Below are 17,735 nucleotides of genomic sequence, written 5' to 3'. Positions count from 1 at the left end.
TGAGACGAGTAGCACTTAACGCTCTTAACCAGGAATCCACTTACCGACGTAGTCTGGCACAAAAAAGTAAACGGACGGCCATGGATAATGACTATATGATGGCTGTGCTGAAAGCCTTTTGTCAAGCCTAATTGAGATGCTCTTACCCTGAGAATAATTAGCACCTATAATTAGCTGTCCAAAGACAGGAATTGCCTTAAATGGATTGAGGGGAATATTGAAAATAAGTTAGGATCGCTATACTAATAAAAGTAGGATTAGTCTCGAAGCATGGCTAACTAAAAAGCCTTTAAGATAACTGAACATTGCCAAAATCCTCAATTTTCATAGGTTCGTTACTGCAAGCTAACGGCTGAATTGATCGGCAGCAAATCGTCTCTAATGGTCAATTCTAACCCAAAATATCACATCTGTCCGCTCCAATGATGTGTTACCTATTATCACTCCGTCAGGCGATCGCATAAATCCTTGATCAGCATGGTGTGTTGTTTCCAGTACACAGCTTTTATTTATTCTCCCCCGCAACGCGCACGAAGTGGCCTCCCTATCTCCCCACTAGCCACTGATAACTGATAACTGATTGCCAACTACTCAAAATCGTTATGACTATGATATAGTTGTTAAGGAATGTAAAAATAGTTGCATTTTCCCAGAAACTAGATTAAGGAGATTAAAAGTATGACCGCCGAAGGTTGCTTAAGAGTCGGACAAGCGGCGCCAGATTTCACCGCGACCGCCGTTTTCGATCAAGAGTTCAAAACCATCAAATTATCGGATTATCGGGGTAAATACGTCGTTTTATTCTTCTATCCCCTCGATTTTACCTTTGTTTGCCCCACGGAAATTACCGCTTTCAGCGATCGAGTTAGCGAATTTGCCAGCATCAACACCGAGATTTTAGGGGTGTCCGTCGATAGCGAATTTGCTCACCTCGCATGGATTCAAACCGAGAGAAAATCCGGCGGTGTGGGGGATGTGGCCTATCCGTTGGTGTCGGATCTAAAAAAAGAAATCAGCACCGCTTACAATGTTCTTGACCCAGATGCGGGGGTGTCCCTGCGCGGTCTCTTTATCATCGATAAAGAAGGTGTTATCCAACACGCTACTATTAATAATCTTTCCTTTGGTCGCAGTGTCGATGAAACCCTCCGCACTCTGAAAGCGATTCAATACGTCCAATCCCACCCGGATGAAGTTTGTCCCGCCGGTTGGCAAGAAGGCGATGCTACCATGGTTCCCGATCCTGTGAAGTCAAAAGTTTACTTCGCAGCAGTTTAGTTAAAGTTCGTTAGAAGTCCCTCAGCTATAGATGGGGAGAGACTTTTAAGGGGGTGAATTATTTCACCCCCCATTTTAATCGGAAAATTTTCTGGAAAATTGGCCCCATTAGCCATGACCCCATCTAGAATACTGGCCAGACAAGTCTAGAAAGAGTCACGGCGATCTATGACTACCAGTAATTATGATTCCGAGTTGACAGTTTTGGGATTACCCGCAGCCAAAGGTAGATGGTTATTAATACCTCTAGGAATGGGTGTTTTACTCTGTTTAGGGACGGTGTACTCTTGGAGTATCTTTAGAAAACCCCTAGAAACAGAATTAAATCTCAGCGCCACGGAAAGCTTACTACCCTACACTGTGGCCCTAGTATTTTATGCCGCTTCTATGCCGATTGCCGGTTTTTTTATCCCCCGGGTAGGTACTCGCAGGATGACCGCTATCGGCGGAATTATCGTCGGTTTAGGCTATATTCTCGCTAGTTTTGCCGCTCAGATCCAGACAATTATTCTGACCTACGGAGTCATTGCTGGCACGGGAGTCGGCATCGCTTACGGTGTTCCCATGGCAGTGGTGGCACGCTGGTTTCCCGACAAAAAAGGTTTAGCGGTGGGTTTAACTATCATCGGATTTGGCCTTTCTCCCCTGATTACCGCACCTTTAGCCAATCGATTAATCAATGAATATAGCGTTAGACCAAGTTTAAGATTTTTGGGGATTATCTTTACAATAATTATTATGATTATTGCCCTCGCCATGAAATTACCCCCCCAGGACTGGCAACCTCCCGCAAATTTAGCTAATCGAAAATCCGACTTTCAGGCCAATTATCCAGTGAATATGCTGAAAAGTCGCTCATTTTATGGCTTATGGCTTTGCTATGCTATTGGTGCTTTAATTGGCTTGAGTGCCATCGGTATTTCTAGTCCCGTCGCTGAGGAAATTATCCAGATCGAGCCGGGGTTAGCCGCTAGTAGTGTTGCGCTATTTGCCTTGTTTAATGGTATTAGTCGTCCTTTGTTCGGTTGGTTGAGCGATCGCTGGAAACCCCATTATTTAGCGATCGGGGCCTATACACTCATTTTGATCGGTTGCCTGTTGATGGTCAAGTCCGAAAAAGGGGCAGTTACTAGCTATCTAGTGGCTTTTTGTCTATTTTGGTTCTGTTTAGGGGGATGGTTAGCCCTAGCTCCCGCTACCACTCTCCACTTCTTTAATCCTGACCACTACGCCCAAAATTACGGTATTGTTTTTACTGCCTACGGTGTTGGTGCTTTGATCGGAACTTTAGTAACTGGTAGAATTCGCGATTGGTTCGGTACTTACACTTATGCTTTTTATGCTATGGCTGTATTGGCAATACTGGGTATTTTTCTCGCTAGTGCCTTACTGAAAAGAGAGCGATCGCATTTATCAAATCCTAGCTAAGGGAGTTAATCTTACCCTAGAGTAGATACTGCTGCTATTTTATAGTTTAAAAGACTCGAAAGAAGTCACATTGAACGGTATAGGTCTTTTAATCACTCTTTTTCTGGGTGATTGTCGATCTTGAATCAAATCTCGGTTTTTCTCGAGGAAAGAAATTAACTGATCATCAGGGATTTCTTGGAATTCGCCAGTTTTCAATAAAACAGCAGCCATGGTAAATCGGACTCATGAATATTCGTCTCGATCGCTATCATAGCAGCCCTCTGCTAACAGAGAGTTCCCTAGAGTCAAAGAAATCACCACTTAGAGGTATATTCATTGCCTTTATTGTTGGGATTTTTTCGGCCACTGCTGACGGCGATAACTGCTATACTGCCCATGAACATTGACCAGATAGGGAACTAGATAAGTCAGTAATGCCGCCAGCCAGCGATCGCTTGTCATACGGCCGCTTATTATAGCATAACCGTGGTTAATTGTCAATAAAATTGTCCCCACTACTACAGCCACTTTTATCCCGGTGGGAGCAAATTGGGGGGATAATAAAGCCCGAAAATAGCCGATAATCCCTTTCATTGCCTATAAATCGCACTCTATCAGGCGAGTAAAACAAAAAGTCACCATTTTTAACCCGTAGGGAGACTTCCACCAGAGAGCGGGAAAACAGCCTTCAGGAGCTGCTAGACTAAAATCCCAGTGATCATAATCATCGATACGCCACTCATCTTTATCGCGCCATCCTACCAATTCACCAAATTTTCTAATTGTTTCCGCGTCTTGGGTACGCAGGGTGTTAATACTACCGCCGGCGGCAAAATATAACTTCACCTGATTGCTAAAACCGAAATGATCGCCGCTATAATTTTTCCAAAGGCGATCGAGTACTCGAATCACATTAACGGGAAACCGCATCATATCCTCTGGGGTTAAAGTATCGCGGGTTCTGCTGGCAGTTTCGAGGATAACTCGGAGAGTTTCTGCGTCTGCCTCCCTAAAGTTCCCCTCAGCTAGTAATTGCTGTAATTTACCATAGCGCTCGATGTCTGGTACTAACATCTGCCGCGCTTCGATGAGGGCAACCCGTTCGGTTAAAGATTGCAATTGAGCTAAAATATCCTGAAGTTGGGCGTTAATATCTGACATAAATGTAAAGGGGGTTTGTTGACTGCAAAACTTACCGATTTATCGGCAGAATAATTATTGATTTACCGCTTCTAATCTTGACTTGACAAAGCGATTCATCCATGCTTCTAGATAGATGCGATTGGCTTTTTGTTCTTTTAAATCTGTGGTAGTTAAAGGGTAAGGTGCTAATCCTTGAATAGCTGCCGTTGTCACACAAAACATCGACTTTTGAAAAGTTTCGCAGATCTGGACTAATAAATCTTCCTCTTGACGAAAACTCTTTTTATAAATGTCGTGCAGATAATCTGGCAAAAAGTGACGCATATCCTGCATTAATAGTGTGGGAGGAATCCCTGCACCTCCGATGGGTAAAGGATCCGCATACAAAGCACCATAGGCAAACATTCCTTGATCGTAGGGAATTTGATAGGCTTGGGCATTATAGGAAATTGTACCGGGAAAAGGTGTTCCGCGAAAGAAAACCGCCTCAACGTAGGGGATTGCCGTATCTGCAAGAAAGGTTAATCCTGCCGATTTGGGGATCAGATAATAGGTTTGTCCTTTGATTTTTACCTGATAGACAATTGCTTGACTAGCATTATCAACTAAATTTTTCTTAATGTGTGCCACCACTTCGGGAATATTGGTAATTTTTCCGACATCGTAGAGATCGGATAAACTTAAAAAAGTATCGGCCATAATTCGCCAAAATTGACCTAAACCGCTATAGTAGGCCATCATCCGCATTTGTTCTGGCAAAAATTCAGGAAAGGCTTTATTTAAAATTAAAACTAGGGGATTATTCCTAAATTTGGCTTGAATAACTTTGGCTGTCACTTCCCGAAAAGCGGCACCATCTACATAACTATCTAAACCACCCCCACCATGCCAAAACATGGCTTTCATACAGTATTCAGCATACTCAAAATTAATGCGATTATGCCACCAGTGTTGTAGTAATTTTTGCCAAGATACTTGACCATTAAAATATTTAAAGAAAGGGAAAAAAACCAAAAACTGATTTTCCGCAATATAAATTAAATTTTTGGAATAAGCATCTAACACCACTCCGTAACTTTTCAGGATACCCACTACCTCGATCAAATTCTGGGGAGTATCTTTTAACAATGCTTCCCCAGCAGTGAGACGCTCAATATAGGATGCTAGGGGATGAGAGGAGGACTTGACAGGGATAGTAACCATGCTAGAAGCTTGATAAAATAACTTTCCTGATCTATTTTAACCCATAAAAGCACAACCAATTAGCTGCGGTGGCACGGCGAGTCATGCGGGGATTGAATTCGCCAATTTTATAACCGGTAAACCCCAATTTATCTTTTAATAATTGTTTATTTTCTGGCAAGATCGATCGAGTTAATTTTACTGTTGGGGGACGATTGGCAATAAAATCCGGGGGTTCGGGATATTCACGGAGCCAATCTTCCTCTACTTGACTATTATCCCATTTTCCTTGACTTTCATCGTAGCGATAACCTAAACTTTGCCAAACCAATTTATTAACGGTTTCGTCGTCAATTTCATCGTTAATAATCGCCCAAATTATCTCTATATTTAATTCTGGTAGTTCCATGATCAAGTGAATGGGGTGTAGGGTGTGGGGTGTGGGGTGTGGGGTGTGGGGAGAATAAATAAAATAATCTCCTATTTCCTGACGACCGGCTACTGACGACTGGCTACTGCCTACGGTTAAAATAACTGGTGAATAACATCATTGATCATCGCGTAAGCGTAGCCTATTTTGCCTCCTTCTAACGCCAAAATTATTTTTATTTTAACTATCGGTGTGGTGTCGGTTTCTGCATCGGCAATTTTTATCCGGTTAGCGATCGAAGCGGTAGGTAATGCTACGATCGCATTTAGTTTATTTTTAGCGACTTCCCGTCTGATCTTGGCTTCTGTTGTCCTAATTCCGAACTGGTTGACCTTATCACGCCAAAAAGTCCCTGTTCAAGCCTATTATTACGCAGTGGGGGCAGGATTTTGTTTAGCTCTCCATTTTGCTACTTGGATTACTTCTCTATCCTACACCTCGATCGCCGCTTCTACCACTTTAGTCACCACTAATCCCCTCTGGGTTTCCCTGTTGGGTTGGTGGTGGTTTCGAGAAAAACCGACTAAATTAACCTTTATCGGCATTTTTGTGGCTCTAACGGGGGGATTATTGATTGTTTTAGCCGATCGAGATGTGAGTAGTTCTTATCCTAACCCTTTATTGGGCAATAGCTTGGCTTTAATTGGGGCAATTCTCGTCAGTGGTTATATTCTCCTCGGACGGGAAGCACAAAGGAAGGGCTTAAATATTAAGAATTATATAACTGTAGCCTACACTACCGCAGGATTAGCCTTATTACCTTCTATTTTTTTATTTGGTCAAGATTACGAAAGCTATCCCCTATCTGTGTATGTTTATGTGTTAATGATGGCGATTTTTCCGCAATTAATCGGTCATACTAGCTTTAACTGGGCTTTGCGATGGGTAGCACCGACAATAGTAACCATGGTAATTTTATTAGAGCCAATCGCCGCTAGTCTGTTAGGAGTGTTCATTTTTGGTGAAATACCAGCCCAAGAAGTCATTTATGGCGGATTAATTCTATTAATCGGCGTAGGCATTGCTATTTTAGGCGGATAAGCTGTTAGTGTATCTAAATTACTGGTTAAGTGCGATCTCGATCTCCGATTGTAACCACAGACACAGACTAGATTAGTGTACAATGATGACTGAATGAGAGTTTAAGTAGGTAGATCTTAAAAACTTGCGGATGCCCCCCTTATCAAGGGGGGATTAAGGGGGGATCAGCACCCCCTTATCAAGGGGGTATTAAGGGGGGATCAGCACTCCCCTTATCAAGGGGGGATTAAGGGGGGATATATCTTCAATTTAATTGTAACCAGCTACTTAGACAATCTGACTCAATTGAAAAATAGGGGCTCTTCTCGACTTTGTGTGATAATTTTTGCTTATGGAATCGTGAAATGTTGACTGAGAAGGACTTTTACGACTATTTTGCCGAAGAAACTATCAGTATAGGCTTCGTTTCCACACATAAACCAGAAGAGCCAAATAGGGTTTTCGGGGAATTAATTCCCTGACTAAATTTAGAAATATCCGATCATTTGCGTAATCTGTAGTTAACAGCGAAGAAAAGCCAGTAGTTTTCAGGAAAAACGGGGGGGGGTAAAAAGTGAAATTAAAAGGAAAGGGAATACAGTCAAAACTGTCATCATCCGAGTCGGGTTTCTCGATGTTAGAAGTGATGATTGCCATTTTTACTATTACCGCTTTCTTAACAGGAACCTTACAGTTAATGGCGTTCACTGCCTTATATAAAGTTCGGTCAGAAAGACAGGCTCAAGCTAACTTTTGGATTCAAGAAGATTTTGAGGATGTCAAATTTTTAGCTTCGACTTTAGATGTGAACTCCAGTCCTCCCAACCCCTACATCACCCCAGATGTATGTACAAATATCAGTCAGGGTTATGCCACAGCTTTAAGAAGAGAACTAACGGCTACTCTCCCCCCCACCAATCCACTGCAGGAACAATTAGTAGGGACAAGATCATTTGTCCGTAAAAACTATTCTCTCTATCGAACTTTTCCTGAGGATGAAGCAGCCCAGTCCGCCCATCCCCATCGCCTTCGTATAGAGTATAAGGTGAAGTTAGCTGATGGTGAAATAGCTAGTGACTATCAAACTCAAGAAAGAGACGAAAGAAACGAAGAAGAAGGAAAATTTCTTGCCAAAAGTTCTGTCGAGGTGATTCCCGATGCGTCGTTTAAATGTCCATAAAAATCAGGGTTTTACCCTGTTAGAAATTTTGGTAGCTTTGGCAATTGCGGGAATTCTTGCCGCCTTAACCGGACCTAATTTATTAGCGTGGTTGAATAGCAATAGAGTCCAACAAGCCACCGATGCTATACAATTAGCTCTAGAGGATGCCCAAAGACAAGCTATCCGTCGAGGGAAAAGTTGCACGATTAATTTTACTAACCCGACTGGCACTGGCCCCACAGTTTACTCGCAAATAACTGCCACTGAAGCAGGTTGTTTAGTGGCGACTAATGATAGGGCGAGTCCCTTGATTCCGCCAGAACGATTGCCAAATAATGCTAACGAGCGTACCCTAAATCTGCCAGAGGAAATATTTATGGTGGTGAGGAATTTTCCCACCCTAGGCGGCACTCCGGAGGTACAGTTTTCCTTTCGGGGTCATGTGCCGAGGTTAACCTTTGATCCGCCACAAAACCAAGCGATAATCGTATTATATCCCGCCGCCAATGCCACCGCCGATCCCTATCCCAACCAAGAAAAAAAATGTATAGTTATCGCTTCTCTGCTAGGAATAGTTAAACAAGGCACTTATACTGGAACTTCTCTAACTAACCTCGATGCTCGTCAATGTGAAATCCGTCTCGATGGAACTCAACCCTAATCAGTTATCAGTTATCAGGTGTGAGTTATCAGTTATCAGTTACCAAATGTGAGTTATCAGATGTGAGTTACCAGATGTGAGTTTTTAGTTGACTGATTACTGATTACTGATTACTCATTACTTTTGATTGCTCAAAAATAGTCGTAATTTCAATAAACTGAGAGTTTGACCAAGATTGAGGGGAAGGAGAGAAATGCCTTCTAACCGCGATTGTAACCAACCATCGCCCCAATACCATTCGTGATAGCCATCGATACCTTGACTCAAAAGCAAGCGTAAACACTGGTCATTGGCCAATAAAACCTGATGTTGTACGGGGATTAAACCTAACCAAGAGGTAAAAGTCAAACCTTCCTCTAATTTATCGGGTAGATTGGGTGAGAGCATTTGCGGCCACAGCCATTGACGGAGATGAGCAGTTTTGAGCAAACTATCCCCGATAGCCTGTTCACTGGCCGAGATTTCGATACGCAGCTGACTTTGTTGAAAATTGCCGAACATATGATTGTCTGATAATTTTTGTTAAGTTAGTTAAAGAATAACTAAAAATCGGGACAGCGTTTTCCAAGGATAACAGTAAGTAGTATGGCAGATAAATTAATCCGCGCCACGGCCGCCGATGGGGGAATTAGAGTAGTAGGAGTGATTACCACCCGTTTAACCGAAGAAGCTCGCCAAAGACATCAATTATCTAACGTAGCCAGTGCTGCTCTCGGTCGCACGATGGCATCGGCTTTACTCTTGGCTTCCAGTTTAAAAAAACCCGGTTCTAGGGTCAATATTCGCATTAAAGGCGACGGACCCCTGGGGGGTGTTTTAGTTGATGCGGGACTCGATGGCACGGTGCGCGGTTATGTGGACTATCCCCAAGTGGAATTACTCCCCAATGCTAAGGGTAAATTAGATGTGGGTCGCGCGGTGGGTAACAAGGGTTATGTGCGAGTCTTACGCGAAGAAAAAGGCGAGGGGAGAAATGAACTTCAAGAAAGCATCGTCGAGATAGTTTCTGGGGAAGTGGGGGAAGATATCGCCTACTACCTGGACCAATCGGAACAAATTCCCTCCGCTTTGCAAGTGGGGGTTTTTGTCGGTACGACCACAGGAGTAACGGCAGCCGGGGGAATTTTATTACAAGTTCTCTCTAAAGAAGCAGCCCGGGATGAGGTCTTAGTGGCTCGTTTAGAGTCGAGATTGCGAAAATTAACGGGATTTACGCCCCTTTTACGGGCAGGAAAAGGACTAGAAGATATTTTTCAGGAACTTCTCGGAGATATGGGTCTAGAAATTTTTCCAGCTGTGCAGATGCTGCGTTTTGATTGTAGCTGCTCTTTTGAACGGGTCTTAGGAGCTTTAAAATTCCTCGGGGTCGATGAATTAAAAGACATCATCGAAAAAGATAAACAAGCGGAAGCCGTCTGTGAGTTTTGTCGGGAAGTGTATAATGCCAACGAGAGACAATTAATCGAATTAGTCGAGTCTCTACAGGCTGAATCTTGCTGAGAAGTTGGGCAATAAGCGCCATTAGGGTAAAATCTATCTAAAATATCTGCCGGGGAGTTGTGAATGTCTAAAGGAAAAGAATTAACCGAAAATCTAGTCAAACGAGAATCGATTGACCCCCTGACTCGTTGGCCAGAGAAAACTAAGTCTTTTCTTTTTCTCTTTTGGTCTCGATACCAGCATCGTTTCACTTGGAAAGTTTGGGCGGCTTTATTTGTGGTGGTCTTTGGCGGTGTTGGCTTTCTCGCCACTTGGCAGTTATTAAATATGCAGAAGTCGCCCAATTGCCCAAAAATCTTCTGGCCTATCGCTTCTGCCTCCCTGCGTCTCTACTGCGCTCAACTTTCCGCCGATAGTCGCACCGTGGCAGGTTTACTCGAAGCCATTGCCCTGGTGGAAGCTTTACCCGAAGACCATCCCTTGCGATCGCAAGTCAATCAACAGGTGGAAGAATGGGCGCGAGATATACTGAATTTGGCCGAAAAAGACTATCAAGCGGGAAATTTAAAGCAGGCAATCGCTAAAGCTCGTCAAATCCCCAATAATATGGCAGTAGCGGCAATTATTGAAGAAAGAATCGCTAAGTGGCAAGAAACTTGGACGGAAGGCAACGAGATATTAAGCAAACTAGAGGAAAATCTCCGCGCTTCCAACTGGAATCAATCTTTCCGTCTGGCAGTGGATTTATTGAACTTAAATAACGAATATTGGGCAACGGTTAAGTATAATGAAGCGATCGCTAAAATTACCGTCGCCCGGGAAGATAGCAGTAAATTAGATAATGCCTTTAATCTCTTTGCCCGGGGCGGTCTCAACAATTGGTTCAAAGTCATCGAAGAAGCTAGAAAAATTCCAGCCAGCAGTTATGCCTATCAGGAGGCACAAAAATTAATCGCGAAAACCGAGGATAAACTAAAAGAATACGCCGAAAGATTAATTGAGCGGAAGCAATGGCAAGCTCTCCGGGATTTGGCTAACCAAACCCCCAAAGACCTCAAAATTAAAGCAGATGTCACCGATTGGTCTCTCTTGTCGGAAGCGGCCTTAGATGCGGAAACCGGCACGGTGGACGGATTAGAAGCCGGCATACTGGGACTAGAACAAATTGACGCTTCTCGACCCCTCCATCAAACGGCCCTAGCTATGAAGGAGCGCTGGCAGTTACAGGTACAGGATCTAAAAATACTGTCCGAGGCTAGAGATTTAGCACAAGCAGGTACAATCGAGCAGTATAGCGCCGCTATCGCGAAAGCGGGAGAGGTTCCCCGTAATAATCCCCTCTGGTCGCAAGCACAGCAGGAAATTGGCTCTTGGAATCGTCAAATACAAGTGATTGAAGACCGGCCGATTTTAGAACGGGCGCGGGAAATCGCTATCCCCGGCGATATTAATTCCCTCAGTAGTGCTATTATTCAGGCCCGGGCTATTGGCAAGAATCGGGTCTTATACCGAGATGCTCAACGGGAAATTCGCGACTGGCAAGCGCGGATTGAACGCATGGAGGATCAACCCATTTTAGATCAGGCTCAAGCTTTGGCCAATCTCAAAGACTATAGCACAGCGATCGAAACTGCCAATCAAATTCCCCCCGGTCGCACTCTTTCCTCGGAAGCTTCCCAAAATATCCGTCGTTGGCGCCGAGAGTTGCGGGCCCGTCAAAATCTCCAACAGGCTAATCAATTAGCGGCGACGGGAAGCGCAGAGGATTTAACCCGAGCGATTGCTTTAGTTACCAATATTTCCACTCAAACCGACGCAGGTGTGCAACGGACTGAATTGCTGGAACGTTGGAGTTATCAGCTTTTGTCTTTAGCCACGGCCCAAGCTAATAATGGCCGTTATCTGGAAGCTATTCGCCTTGCTGAATCCGTATCCCGGGAAAGTACCGCCTACAGTTCGGCTCGCTCCCAAATGCAAGGCTGGCGCAATATTCTCCAACCGCCGGCCCCACCACCAATAGTTGAATCGACTCCCCTTTCTCCAGAGTCCCCGATAGAAACACCAAGTCCGGGTCAATAAATTGATACAGTCTTGGGGCAGTGAGTGTGGCGAACCACAGAGACACAAAGGACACAAAGATCGATCGCTACTATATAAGTTAAACTTATCACATAAAGAATAAGGGAGCCAAATACCTGTATTATCCTAAATCCGGTTATTAAAGACTGATTATCTATTCCTTCTCTTGTCCCCTGCCTATCCTGATGATATTTAGCCTATACTCAACGGATTTAGTATAGCCAACAAATAACCAAAGCCAATTTTTAAAAGATAATAGGTGTTATGAATTAAATTAATTAATCAAGCAAAAAACAGATATCCGTAATTTCTATAAACCTCCTGCATAATTAATTTTTGATGGTTCAAAAACGGCAATAATAAGGATTAAATAACACAAAATCTTTAAATAGACCATTTAATTGATTATTATTCATTCTTAATTCTCCTGACTACTGGCTACTGACTCCTAACCCTAAAAACGATTTTTGATTTCTGTAAGAGGTCTTATGAAAGCAAGTGAGGTACTGGATTTATATGCCAAAGGGAAACGCAATTTTAAAGGAGTAAAATTAAAAGGACAGTGTTTTCGCGGACAGAATTTATCGGGGGCTAATTTTAGTCAAGCAGATCTGCGTGGTACTAATTTTCAAGGTGCTATTTTAGAGGGAACTAAATTTACCGAGGCCAGGGCAGGATTACTAAAGCGCGGTCGGCTACAATTAATTTTAATTTCTTGGTTAATAGCGGCTTTCTGCGGCTTTGTGTGGGGATTAGCTGGTTATTATCTAGCTTTAATGCTGGTGACGGATGTAAGCCAATTTAAAATCATTGGTGCGGTGATAATCACGATTTTATCCCTAATTTATGTAAGATTTTATCGTCAGCGAGTTGGGGGATTACCCTTAGTTTTATCCTTGATTTCTGGTCAATCAACAAGTTTTATCCTAGCAATTTTCATCAGCTTAATTTTAACTTTATTGACAGTAATTATCTTGGCTTTTCAGGGAGCATTAGCTGGAATAGCCGTGATGAATGGAACTTTTTCTATAGCTTTGATTGTTGGGGTTTGTGGTACTTTATTCACCGCTTATCTGGCCTGGTTGTCCCTAGAAGAATCGAGACAAACAATCACGAAATCGATAGCAATTGCTTTTTTAGCCAGTAAAGGTACAAATTTTTGCGGCGCAAATCTTAAAGAAGCGGATTTCACGGGAGCGCAGTTAAAAGCCACTGATTTAAGAGCAAAAGATTTAACTAGAACTCGATTTTATCTGGTATCGGGCATCGAGCGAGCGCGTTGGGAAAAGACAATTTTAGCCGAAGTGGCGATGAGAAATCTTCTCGTTACTGGTCAAGGGGAAAATAAAGCTTATATTGGCTATAATTTTCGTGGACTGAATCTTTACGGGTTTAACTTCAAAAATGCCAATCTGACTAGAGCAAATTTGAGCGAGGCAAATTTAGCCTACGCTAATCTAGAAGGGGCAAATTTAGCCCATAGTAACGTGATGAGAGCCAATTTACAGGCAGCCACCCTGACAGGCGCTTGTATCGAAGCTTGGAAAATCGCCGAAAATACCAATTTAGAAGGGGTTGATTGTGATTATATATATTTAGTCGAGTCCGACCAAGAGCGCCGTCCCAAGCAGGGAGAATTTGAGGAAGGGGAATTCCAGCAATTGGCCCTGGAGCAGCGAAAATTGTATGTTGACGAATGAATGCTATACAAAGCTAAAATTGCCGCGCCGAGGCGGACAATTAGAGGGATAATAAGACCAGCCTTAACACCTATCCCCCGACTGGTAACTGATCACTGATAAGCGATGGTGAATATTTCTAATCAAGTTACACCCAATTGGGGACTAGCGCCCCTGGCAAAAGTCCCCGATGTCCAAATCCTAGCGGCGATCGATATTGGTACGAATTCGGTTCACATGGTAGTGGTGAAAATTGAACCGTCTTTACCCGCTTTTACGATTATTGCCAGAGAAAAGGATACAGTCCGTCTGGGCGATCGAGATAGGAAAACTGGTAAATTAACCCTAGCGGCCATGGAAAGAGCGATCGCGGCTTTAAAACGCTGTCACGATCTGGCTATTAGTCTCCATGCGGATCAGATTATCGCCGTGGCCACCAGCGCCACCCGGGAAGCAGCCAACGGTGACGAATTTTTGGCTTTAATCGAGAAAGAAGTCGGTATTTCTGTAAATCTCATCTCTGGACAGGAGGAAGCGCGCCGGATTTATCTCGGTGTCGTCTCGGGAATGGATTTCCAAAATCAAGCCCATATTATTATCGATATCGGTGGTGGTTCCACAGAATTAATCTTAGCTGATAGCCAAGAAATTCGCTTTCTTAGTAGTACCAAAATCGGGGCGGTGCGTTTGACCCAAGATTTGATCACCACCGATCCCATTAGTACCACAGAATTAGCCTATTTAAGGGCATACACCAGGGGAATGTTGGAGCGGGCAGTAGAGGAAATTAAACATCATTTACAGGTGGGAGAAGTGCCGCGTTTAGTGGGAACTTCTGGGACGATCGAAACTTTGATGACTATCCATGCTTTGGAGAAATTGGGGTTAATTCCCAATCCTTTAAATGGCTATCAATTAACCCGTAAAGATGTCAGAGAATTGGTTAAACGTTTCGCCAGTTTGGACTATCACCAAAGACTGGCAATTCTGGGAATGTCCGATAAACGGGCCGAGATAATTCTAGCAGGTTCGATCGTGCTTTTGGAAGCGATGACCATGTTAGATGTTGATAAGTTAGTTCTCTGTGAAAGGGCCCTGCGAGAAGGGGTAATCGTCGATTGGATGCTGACCCACGGTTTAATTGATAATCGGTTACTTTATCAGAGTGAAATCCGTCAGCGCAGTGTCTTGAAAATAGCGAAAAAGTATCAAGTTAATTTAGAATCTGCTGAGAGAATAGCGACATTTTCCCTGTCTTTGTTCGAGCAAACCCAAGCACAATTACATTCTTGGAATCAGGAGGCTAAAGATCTATTATGGGCGGCGGCAATTTTACATAATAGTGGTTTATATGTTAGTCATGCTGCCCATCATAAGCATTCCTATTATTTAATTCGCAATGGTGAACTGTTGGGCTATACAGAAATAGAGTTAGAAGTTATCGCTAATATCGCTCGTTATCACCGTAAAAGTAAGCCGAAGAAAAGACACGATGATTTTATGAAATTAACGGAATACTATCAGTATATGGTCAGACATCTAAGTGCTATACTGCGCTTGGCCGTGGCTTTAGATCGACGACAAATAGGAGCGATTAAAAAGATTGAATGTAAGTACGATCCCGAATATAGAACCCTACATCTGCATCTTTTTCCTAATAATGCTGAAGATGATTGTGCTTTAGAATTGTGGAGTTTAGACTATAAAAAACCCGTTTTTGAGGAAGAATTTGGGGTGAAAGTAGTGGCAACTTTGGCATTTTTACCCTGAAATCATGAGCGATGAGTAGCTTGAAATCGGCGAGATTGGAATTTTCGAGACTTGTTACCCGTTATTCTAGGTCAAGATTATCGACCGTGGCAAATTGATAATTTTTGTTGATAGTCAAGCAGGAAAACAGTTAAAAACTGCGAAGTTACTGTTATAATCCAGAGGGAATAGGAACGCAGAAAGAAAAGGAGCCGAAAAACTTGTTGCAATTAGCCAAAATCAGCCGCTCGATCGCTCTTGGTTGCTTAGGAACAATACTGACTAGCTTCCCTGTCCTCTCGGCCGAGAGAATCACTTTTATCTTAGCGCCCTTTAGTCGTACCCTAGAAATTAGTTCCCTAGAAAAGTTTGCCAAAACTGGCAGAATTGACGCTAATCTAAGACAATATTTAGGTAATACCACCGCCGAACAACAAAAAGAATTTCGCCAAGCTTTAACCACAAGTAAAGAAATTAATCCCGTCCTGATCTCGCGCTTTTTTAACACCAGAATGGGGGAAGATATTCTCAACCTTTTAGGGGAACTGATCACCATTCAAGGGGGTATTAATGGTAAATTTGCCCTGCGTTCTGCCCTAGTTAAATCAGCTTTTGAACCGGAAGGGGTAACTATTCTTAGCCTGCTGCGTAATCTGCCCACTAATATGCAGATTGATGTGACAAAAGTGCAAAGATTAGCCCGGGCGATCGATGTCGTCCTGAAAGCCACCACGGTATTTACGGAAAAGGTGGCGCAATTATCCTTAGAAGAAGCTAAAAAGGCCGGTGAAATTAATTTTACCGCCATGACCGACCCCCGACAACCCGGACCGCAACAAGTGGAACAGATGCGGCTGGATTTAACCGATAGCCGTCGTCAGAGGAAACTTTATCTGATTATTGTCAAACCCAAGGGGCAATTAACCCAGAAAACCCCCGTTATCGTCTTTTCCCACGGTTTAGCTTCCCGTCCCGAAGATTTTGTCCGACACGCAGAACACTTTGCTAGTTACGGTTATCTCGTCGCTATGCCCCAACACCCCGGCAGCGATACCCTACAGGTACAGAATCTACTCGCCGGTTTATCGCGGACGGTTTTTTATACCAACGAATTTGTCGATCGTCCATTGGACATATCTTTTGTGATCGATGAATTGCAAAGACGCAACGCGGGGGAATTTCAGGGGCAATTAGATTTAGATAATGTGGGAGTTGGTGGACATTCCTTCGGCGGTTATACAGCCTTAGCTGTGGGTGGAGCGACAATCGATTTCGAGAATCTACAACGGGACTGTCAAAGAAGATTGGCTTTTCTCAATGTCTCCCTCTTGCTGCAGTGTCGTGCTTTGGATTTACCCCGGGAAGAATACAACTTTCGCGATCCGAGAATCAAAGCGATTTTTGCGGTTAATCCGTTTAATTGGAGTATTTTTGGGGCTAAAGGACTGGCTAAAATCGAAATTCCCACTTTTGTGGCGGCAGGAACCTACGATCCGGCTACCCCCGCTATTTTTGAACAGGTGCGCTCTTTTCCCCTGCTCAAAACCGAAAATAAATATTTAGCTCTGATTGAAGGTCAAGCTCACGTTGACTTTTCGGTACTAGATGCGGGAATTAACGAAGCGATCGAATCCATAGCCGATCTTACCCTGCCAGCACCATATCTGATCGATAGTTACGCCCATTCCCTATCTTTGGCCTTTTTTGAGGTCTATATTCGCAAAAACCCCAGCTATAAACCTTTTTTACAGGCGGCCTATTCCCAATATCTCAGTCAAGGCCAGGAGTTTAGATGTTTTCTGATTACCCGCGCCTCCTCGGCCGCTTTAGAACAACTGATCAAAGATTTTGTTGCTCAAAATGTCCGTTAATCAGTGATCAGTTATCAGTTAACTGATCACTGAAAAAAATTACCACCTCCTACTCCCAATTCATAATTCATAATTTATGTTTGTTGAGGGCGTTTAAGTAGTAATTGGATAGCCAAAAGAATTAAACCAATGGTGACAAAAACAAAAATAAAGGTTCCCAGAGAAGCTAAACCAAAAACTAAAGTGCGGACAGCACTGCCAATTCTCAAGGCGATCGGACTGTGAGCAACCATTGGTTTTGAGTAAAAAGAATGACCGATCGCTGCCGTGAGATAATAGAGAATTGTCCCCAATGCTGCCGAAATTGCCGCGCCAACTAAACAGCGAGTAGGAGTAACTTTTTTGGTTTCTAATTCTGTGGTCATTACTTTTTATTCCTCAAATACTGCCCGGGTTAAATTTTAATTAGGGTTTGCTGAAAAAGTTTTTCGTGGGGGTAGGGTGTGGGGTGTGGGGTGTGGGGTGTGGGGTTTTACGGATTTTGAGGGGGTCAGTTACCTAATTTTCAGGGAAAAAGTCCTGGAATTTTACCCCCGATCACTCCAATAGCTGGCACTTTTTGAGGGAAAAAAAGTCTAAAAGTCTTATCCAACAAGGGTTTTAGATTTATTCAGCAACCCCTAATTAAACC

Annotated in this window: 16 protein-coding genes; 10 read left to right on the top strand and 6 right to left on the bottom strand. The window is 43.3% G+C overall.

The window, feature by feature from the left end; genetic code table 11:
* Window positions 1-678: 678 nt before the first annotated feature.
* Together PN470_RS00325 and PN470_RS00320 are read left to right on the top strand one after the other, a co-directional pair.
* Window positions 679-1,278: a peroxiredoxin gene (locus PN470_RS00325; RefSeq protein ID WP_002735961.1), complete on the top strand. Its 600-nt coding sequence runs from the start codon at window positions 679-681 to the stop codon at window positions 1,276-1,278.
* Window positions 1,279-1,446: 168 nt separating this feature from the next.
* A complete protein-coding gene (locus PN470_RS00320; protein WP_002737553.1) occupies window positions 1,447-2,706 on the top strand; it encodes an L-lactate MFS transporter in 1,260 nt (419 codons plus the stop codon).
* A 324-nt stretch (window positions 2,707-3,030) separates the two neighbouring features.
* Here PN470_RS00320 and nrtS read toward each other — a convergent pair whose 3' ends face one another.
* Genes nrtS through PN470_RS00300 form a run of 4 tightly spaced genes read right to left on the bottom strand, consistent with a single transcriptional unit; the run spans window position 3,031 to window position 5,422 of the window.
* A complete protein-coding gene (nrtS, locus tag PN470_RS00315) occupies window positions 3,031-3,282 on the bottom strand; it encodes a nitrate/nitrite transporter NrtS (protein WP_103111872.1) in 252 nt (83 codons plus the stop codon).
* A gap of 3 nt (window positions 3,283-3,285) precedes the next feature.
* Complete coding sequence (locus PN470_RS00310; RefSeq protein WP_103111873.1) at window positions 3,286-3,849, bottom strand: GUN4 domain-containing protein; 564 nt, start codon at window positions 3,847-3,849, stop codon at window positions 3,286-3,288.
* A 54-nt stretch (window positions 3,850-3,903) separates the two neighbouring features.
* Entirely contained in the window at window positions 3,904-5,034 is a 1,131-nt protein-coding gene (locus PN470_RS00305) for a CO2 hydration protein (RefSeq protein ID WP_271935012.1), read from the bottom strand.
* 31 nt (window positions 5,035-5,065) lie between these two features.
* A complete protein-coding gene (locus PN470_RS00300; protein ID WP_271935011.1) occupies window positions 5,066-5,422 on the bottom strand; it encodes a DUF1823 family protein in 357 nt (118 codons plus the stop codon).
* Window positions 5,423-5,590: 168 nt separating this feature from the next.
* Here PN470_RS00300 and PN470_RS00295 point away from each other — a divergent pair, with 168 nt between their 5' ends.
* From PN470_RS00295 to PN470_RS00285, 3 genes are all read left to right on the top strand, one after another.
* Window positions 5,591-6,484 carry a DMT family transporter gene (locus PN470_RS00295; RefSeq protein ID WP_271935010.1) on the top strand — a complete coding sequence of 298 codons (894 nt, stop codon included), beginning with the start codon at window positions 5,591-5,593 and terminating at the stop codon, window positions 6,482-6,484.
* 613 nt (window positions 6,485-7,097) lie between these two features.
* Entirely contained in the window at window positions 7,098-7,643 is a 546-nt protein-coding gene (locus tag PN470_RS00290) for a type IV pilus modification PilV family protein (RefSeq protein WP_016517066.1), read from the top strand.
* Window positions 7,621-8,286, top strand: coding sequence for a pilus assembly FimT family protein (locus PN470_RS00285; RefSeq protein ID WP_271935008.1), 666 nt, complete (start codon window positions 7,621-7,623; stop codon window positions 8,284-8,286). The genes PN470_RS00290 and PN470_RS00285 overlap by 23 nt, the downstream gene beginning before the upstream one ends.
* Before the next feature lie 117 nt (window positions 8,287-8,403).
* Here the strand turns inward: PN470_RS00285 and PN470_RS00280 are convergent, their stop codons facing one another.
* On the bottom strand, window positions 8,404-8,787 hold the full coding sequence (locus PN470_RS00280) for a hypothetical protein (RefSeq protein WP_002737184.1): 384 nt from the start codon (window positions 8,785-8,787) through the stop codon (window positions 8,404-8,406).
* Window positions 8,788-8,871: 84 nt separating this feature from the next.
* Between PN470_RS00280 and hslO the strand changes: the two genes are divergently transcribed.
* The 5 genes from hslO to PN470_RS00255 all read left to right on the top strand — a co-directional run bounded on the left by hslO (window position 8,872) and on the right by PN470_RS00255 (window position 17,104).
* Window positions 8,872-9,786 (top strand): Hsp33 family molecular chaperone HslO, encoded by a 915-nt coding sequence (gene hslO / locus PN470_RS00275; protein ID WP_272103302.1) that lies wholly within the window; start codon window positions 8,872-8,874, stop codon window positions 9,784-9,786.
* 63 nt (window positions 9,787-9,849) lie between these two features.
* Complete coding sequence (locus tag PN470_RS00270) at window positions 9,850-11,805, top strand: chromosome segregation ATPase (protein WP_103111878.1); 1,956 nt, start codon at window positions 9,850-9,852, stop codon at window positions 11,803-11,805.
* A gap of 488 nt (window positions 11,806-12,293) precedes the next feature.
* A complete protein-coding gene (locus tag PN470_RS00265; protein ID WP_271935004.1) occupies window positions 12,294-13,505 on the top strand; it encodes a pentapeptide repeat-containing protein in 1,212 nt (403 codons plus the stop codon).
* Window positions 13,506-13,610: 105 nt separating this feature from the next.
* Window positions 13,611-15,254 carry a Ppx/GppA phosphatase family protein gene (locus PN470_RS00260; protein WP_002738182.1) on the top strand — a complete coding sequence of 548 codons (1,644 nt, stop codon included), beginning with the start codon at window positions 13,611-13,613 and terminating at the stop codon, window positions 15,252-15,254.
* Window positions 15,255-15,454: 200 nt separating this feature from the next.
* The gene (locus tag PN470_RS00255; RefSeq protein ID WP_002776298.1) at window positions 15,455-17,104 is read left to right on the top strand and encodes an alpha/beta hydrolase; all 1,650 of its coding nucleotides are present in this window, start codon (window positions 15,455-15,457) and stop codon (window positions 17,102-17,104) included.
* Between the two features lie 74 nt (window positions 17,105-17,178).
* Here the strand turns inward: PN470_RS00255 and PN470_RS00250 are convergent, their stop codons facing one another.
* A complete protein-coding gene (locus tag PN470_RS00250) occupies window positions 17,179-17,469 on the bottom strand; it encodes a DUF3082 domain-containing protein (RefSeq protein ID WP_002737160.1) in 291 nt (96 codons plus the stop codon).
* Between the last annotated feature and the right edge of the window lie 266 nt (window positions 17,470-17,735).

It is taken from the genome of Microcystis sp. CS-574 (assembly GCF_028329095.1).
Classification (GTDB): Bacteria; Cyanobacteriota; Cyanobacteriia; order Cyanobacteriales; family Microcystaceae; genus Microcystis; species Microcystis ichthyoblabe_A.
This window is presented reverse-complemented; position numbering and strand designations above follow the sequence as displayed.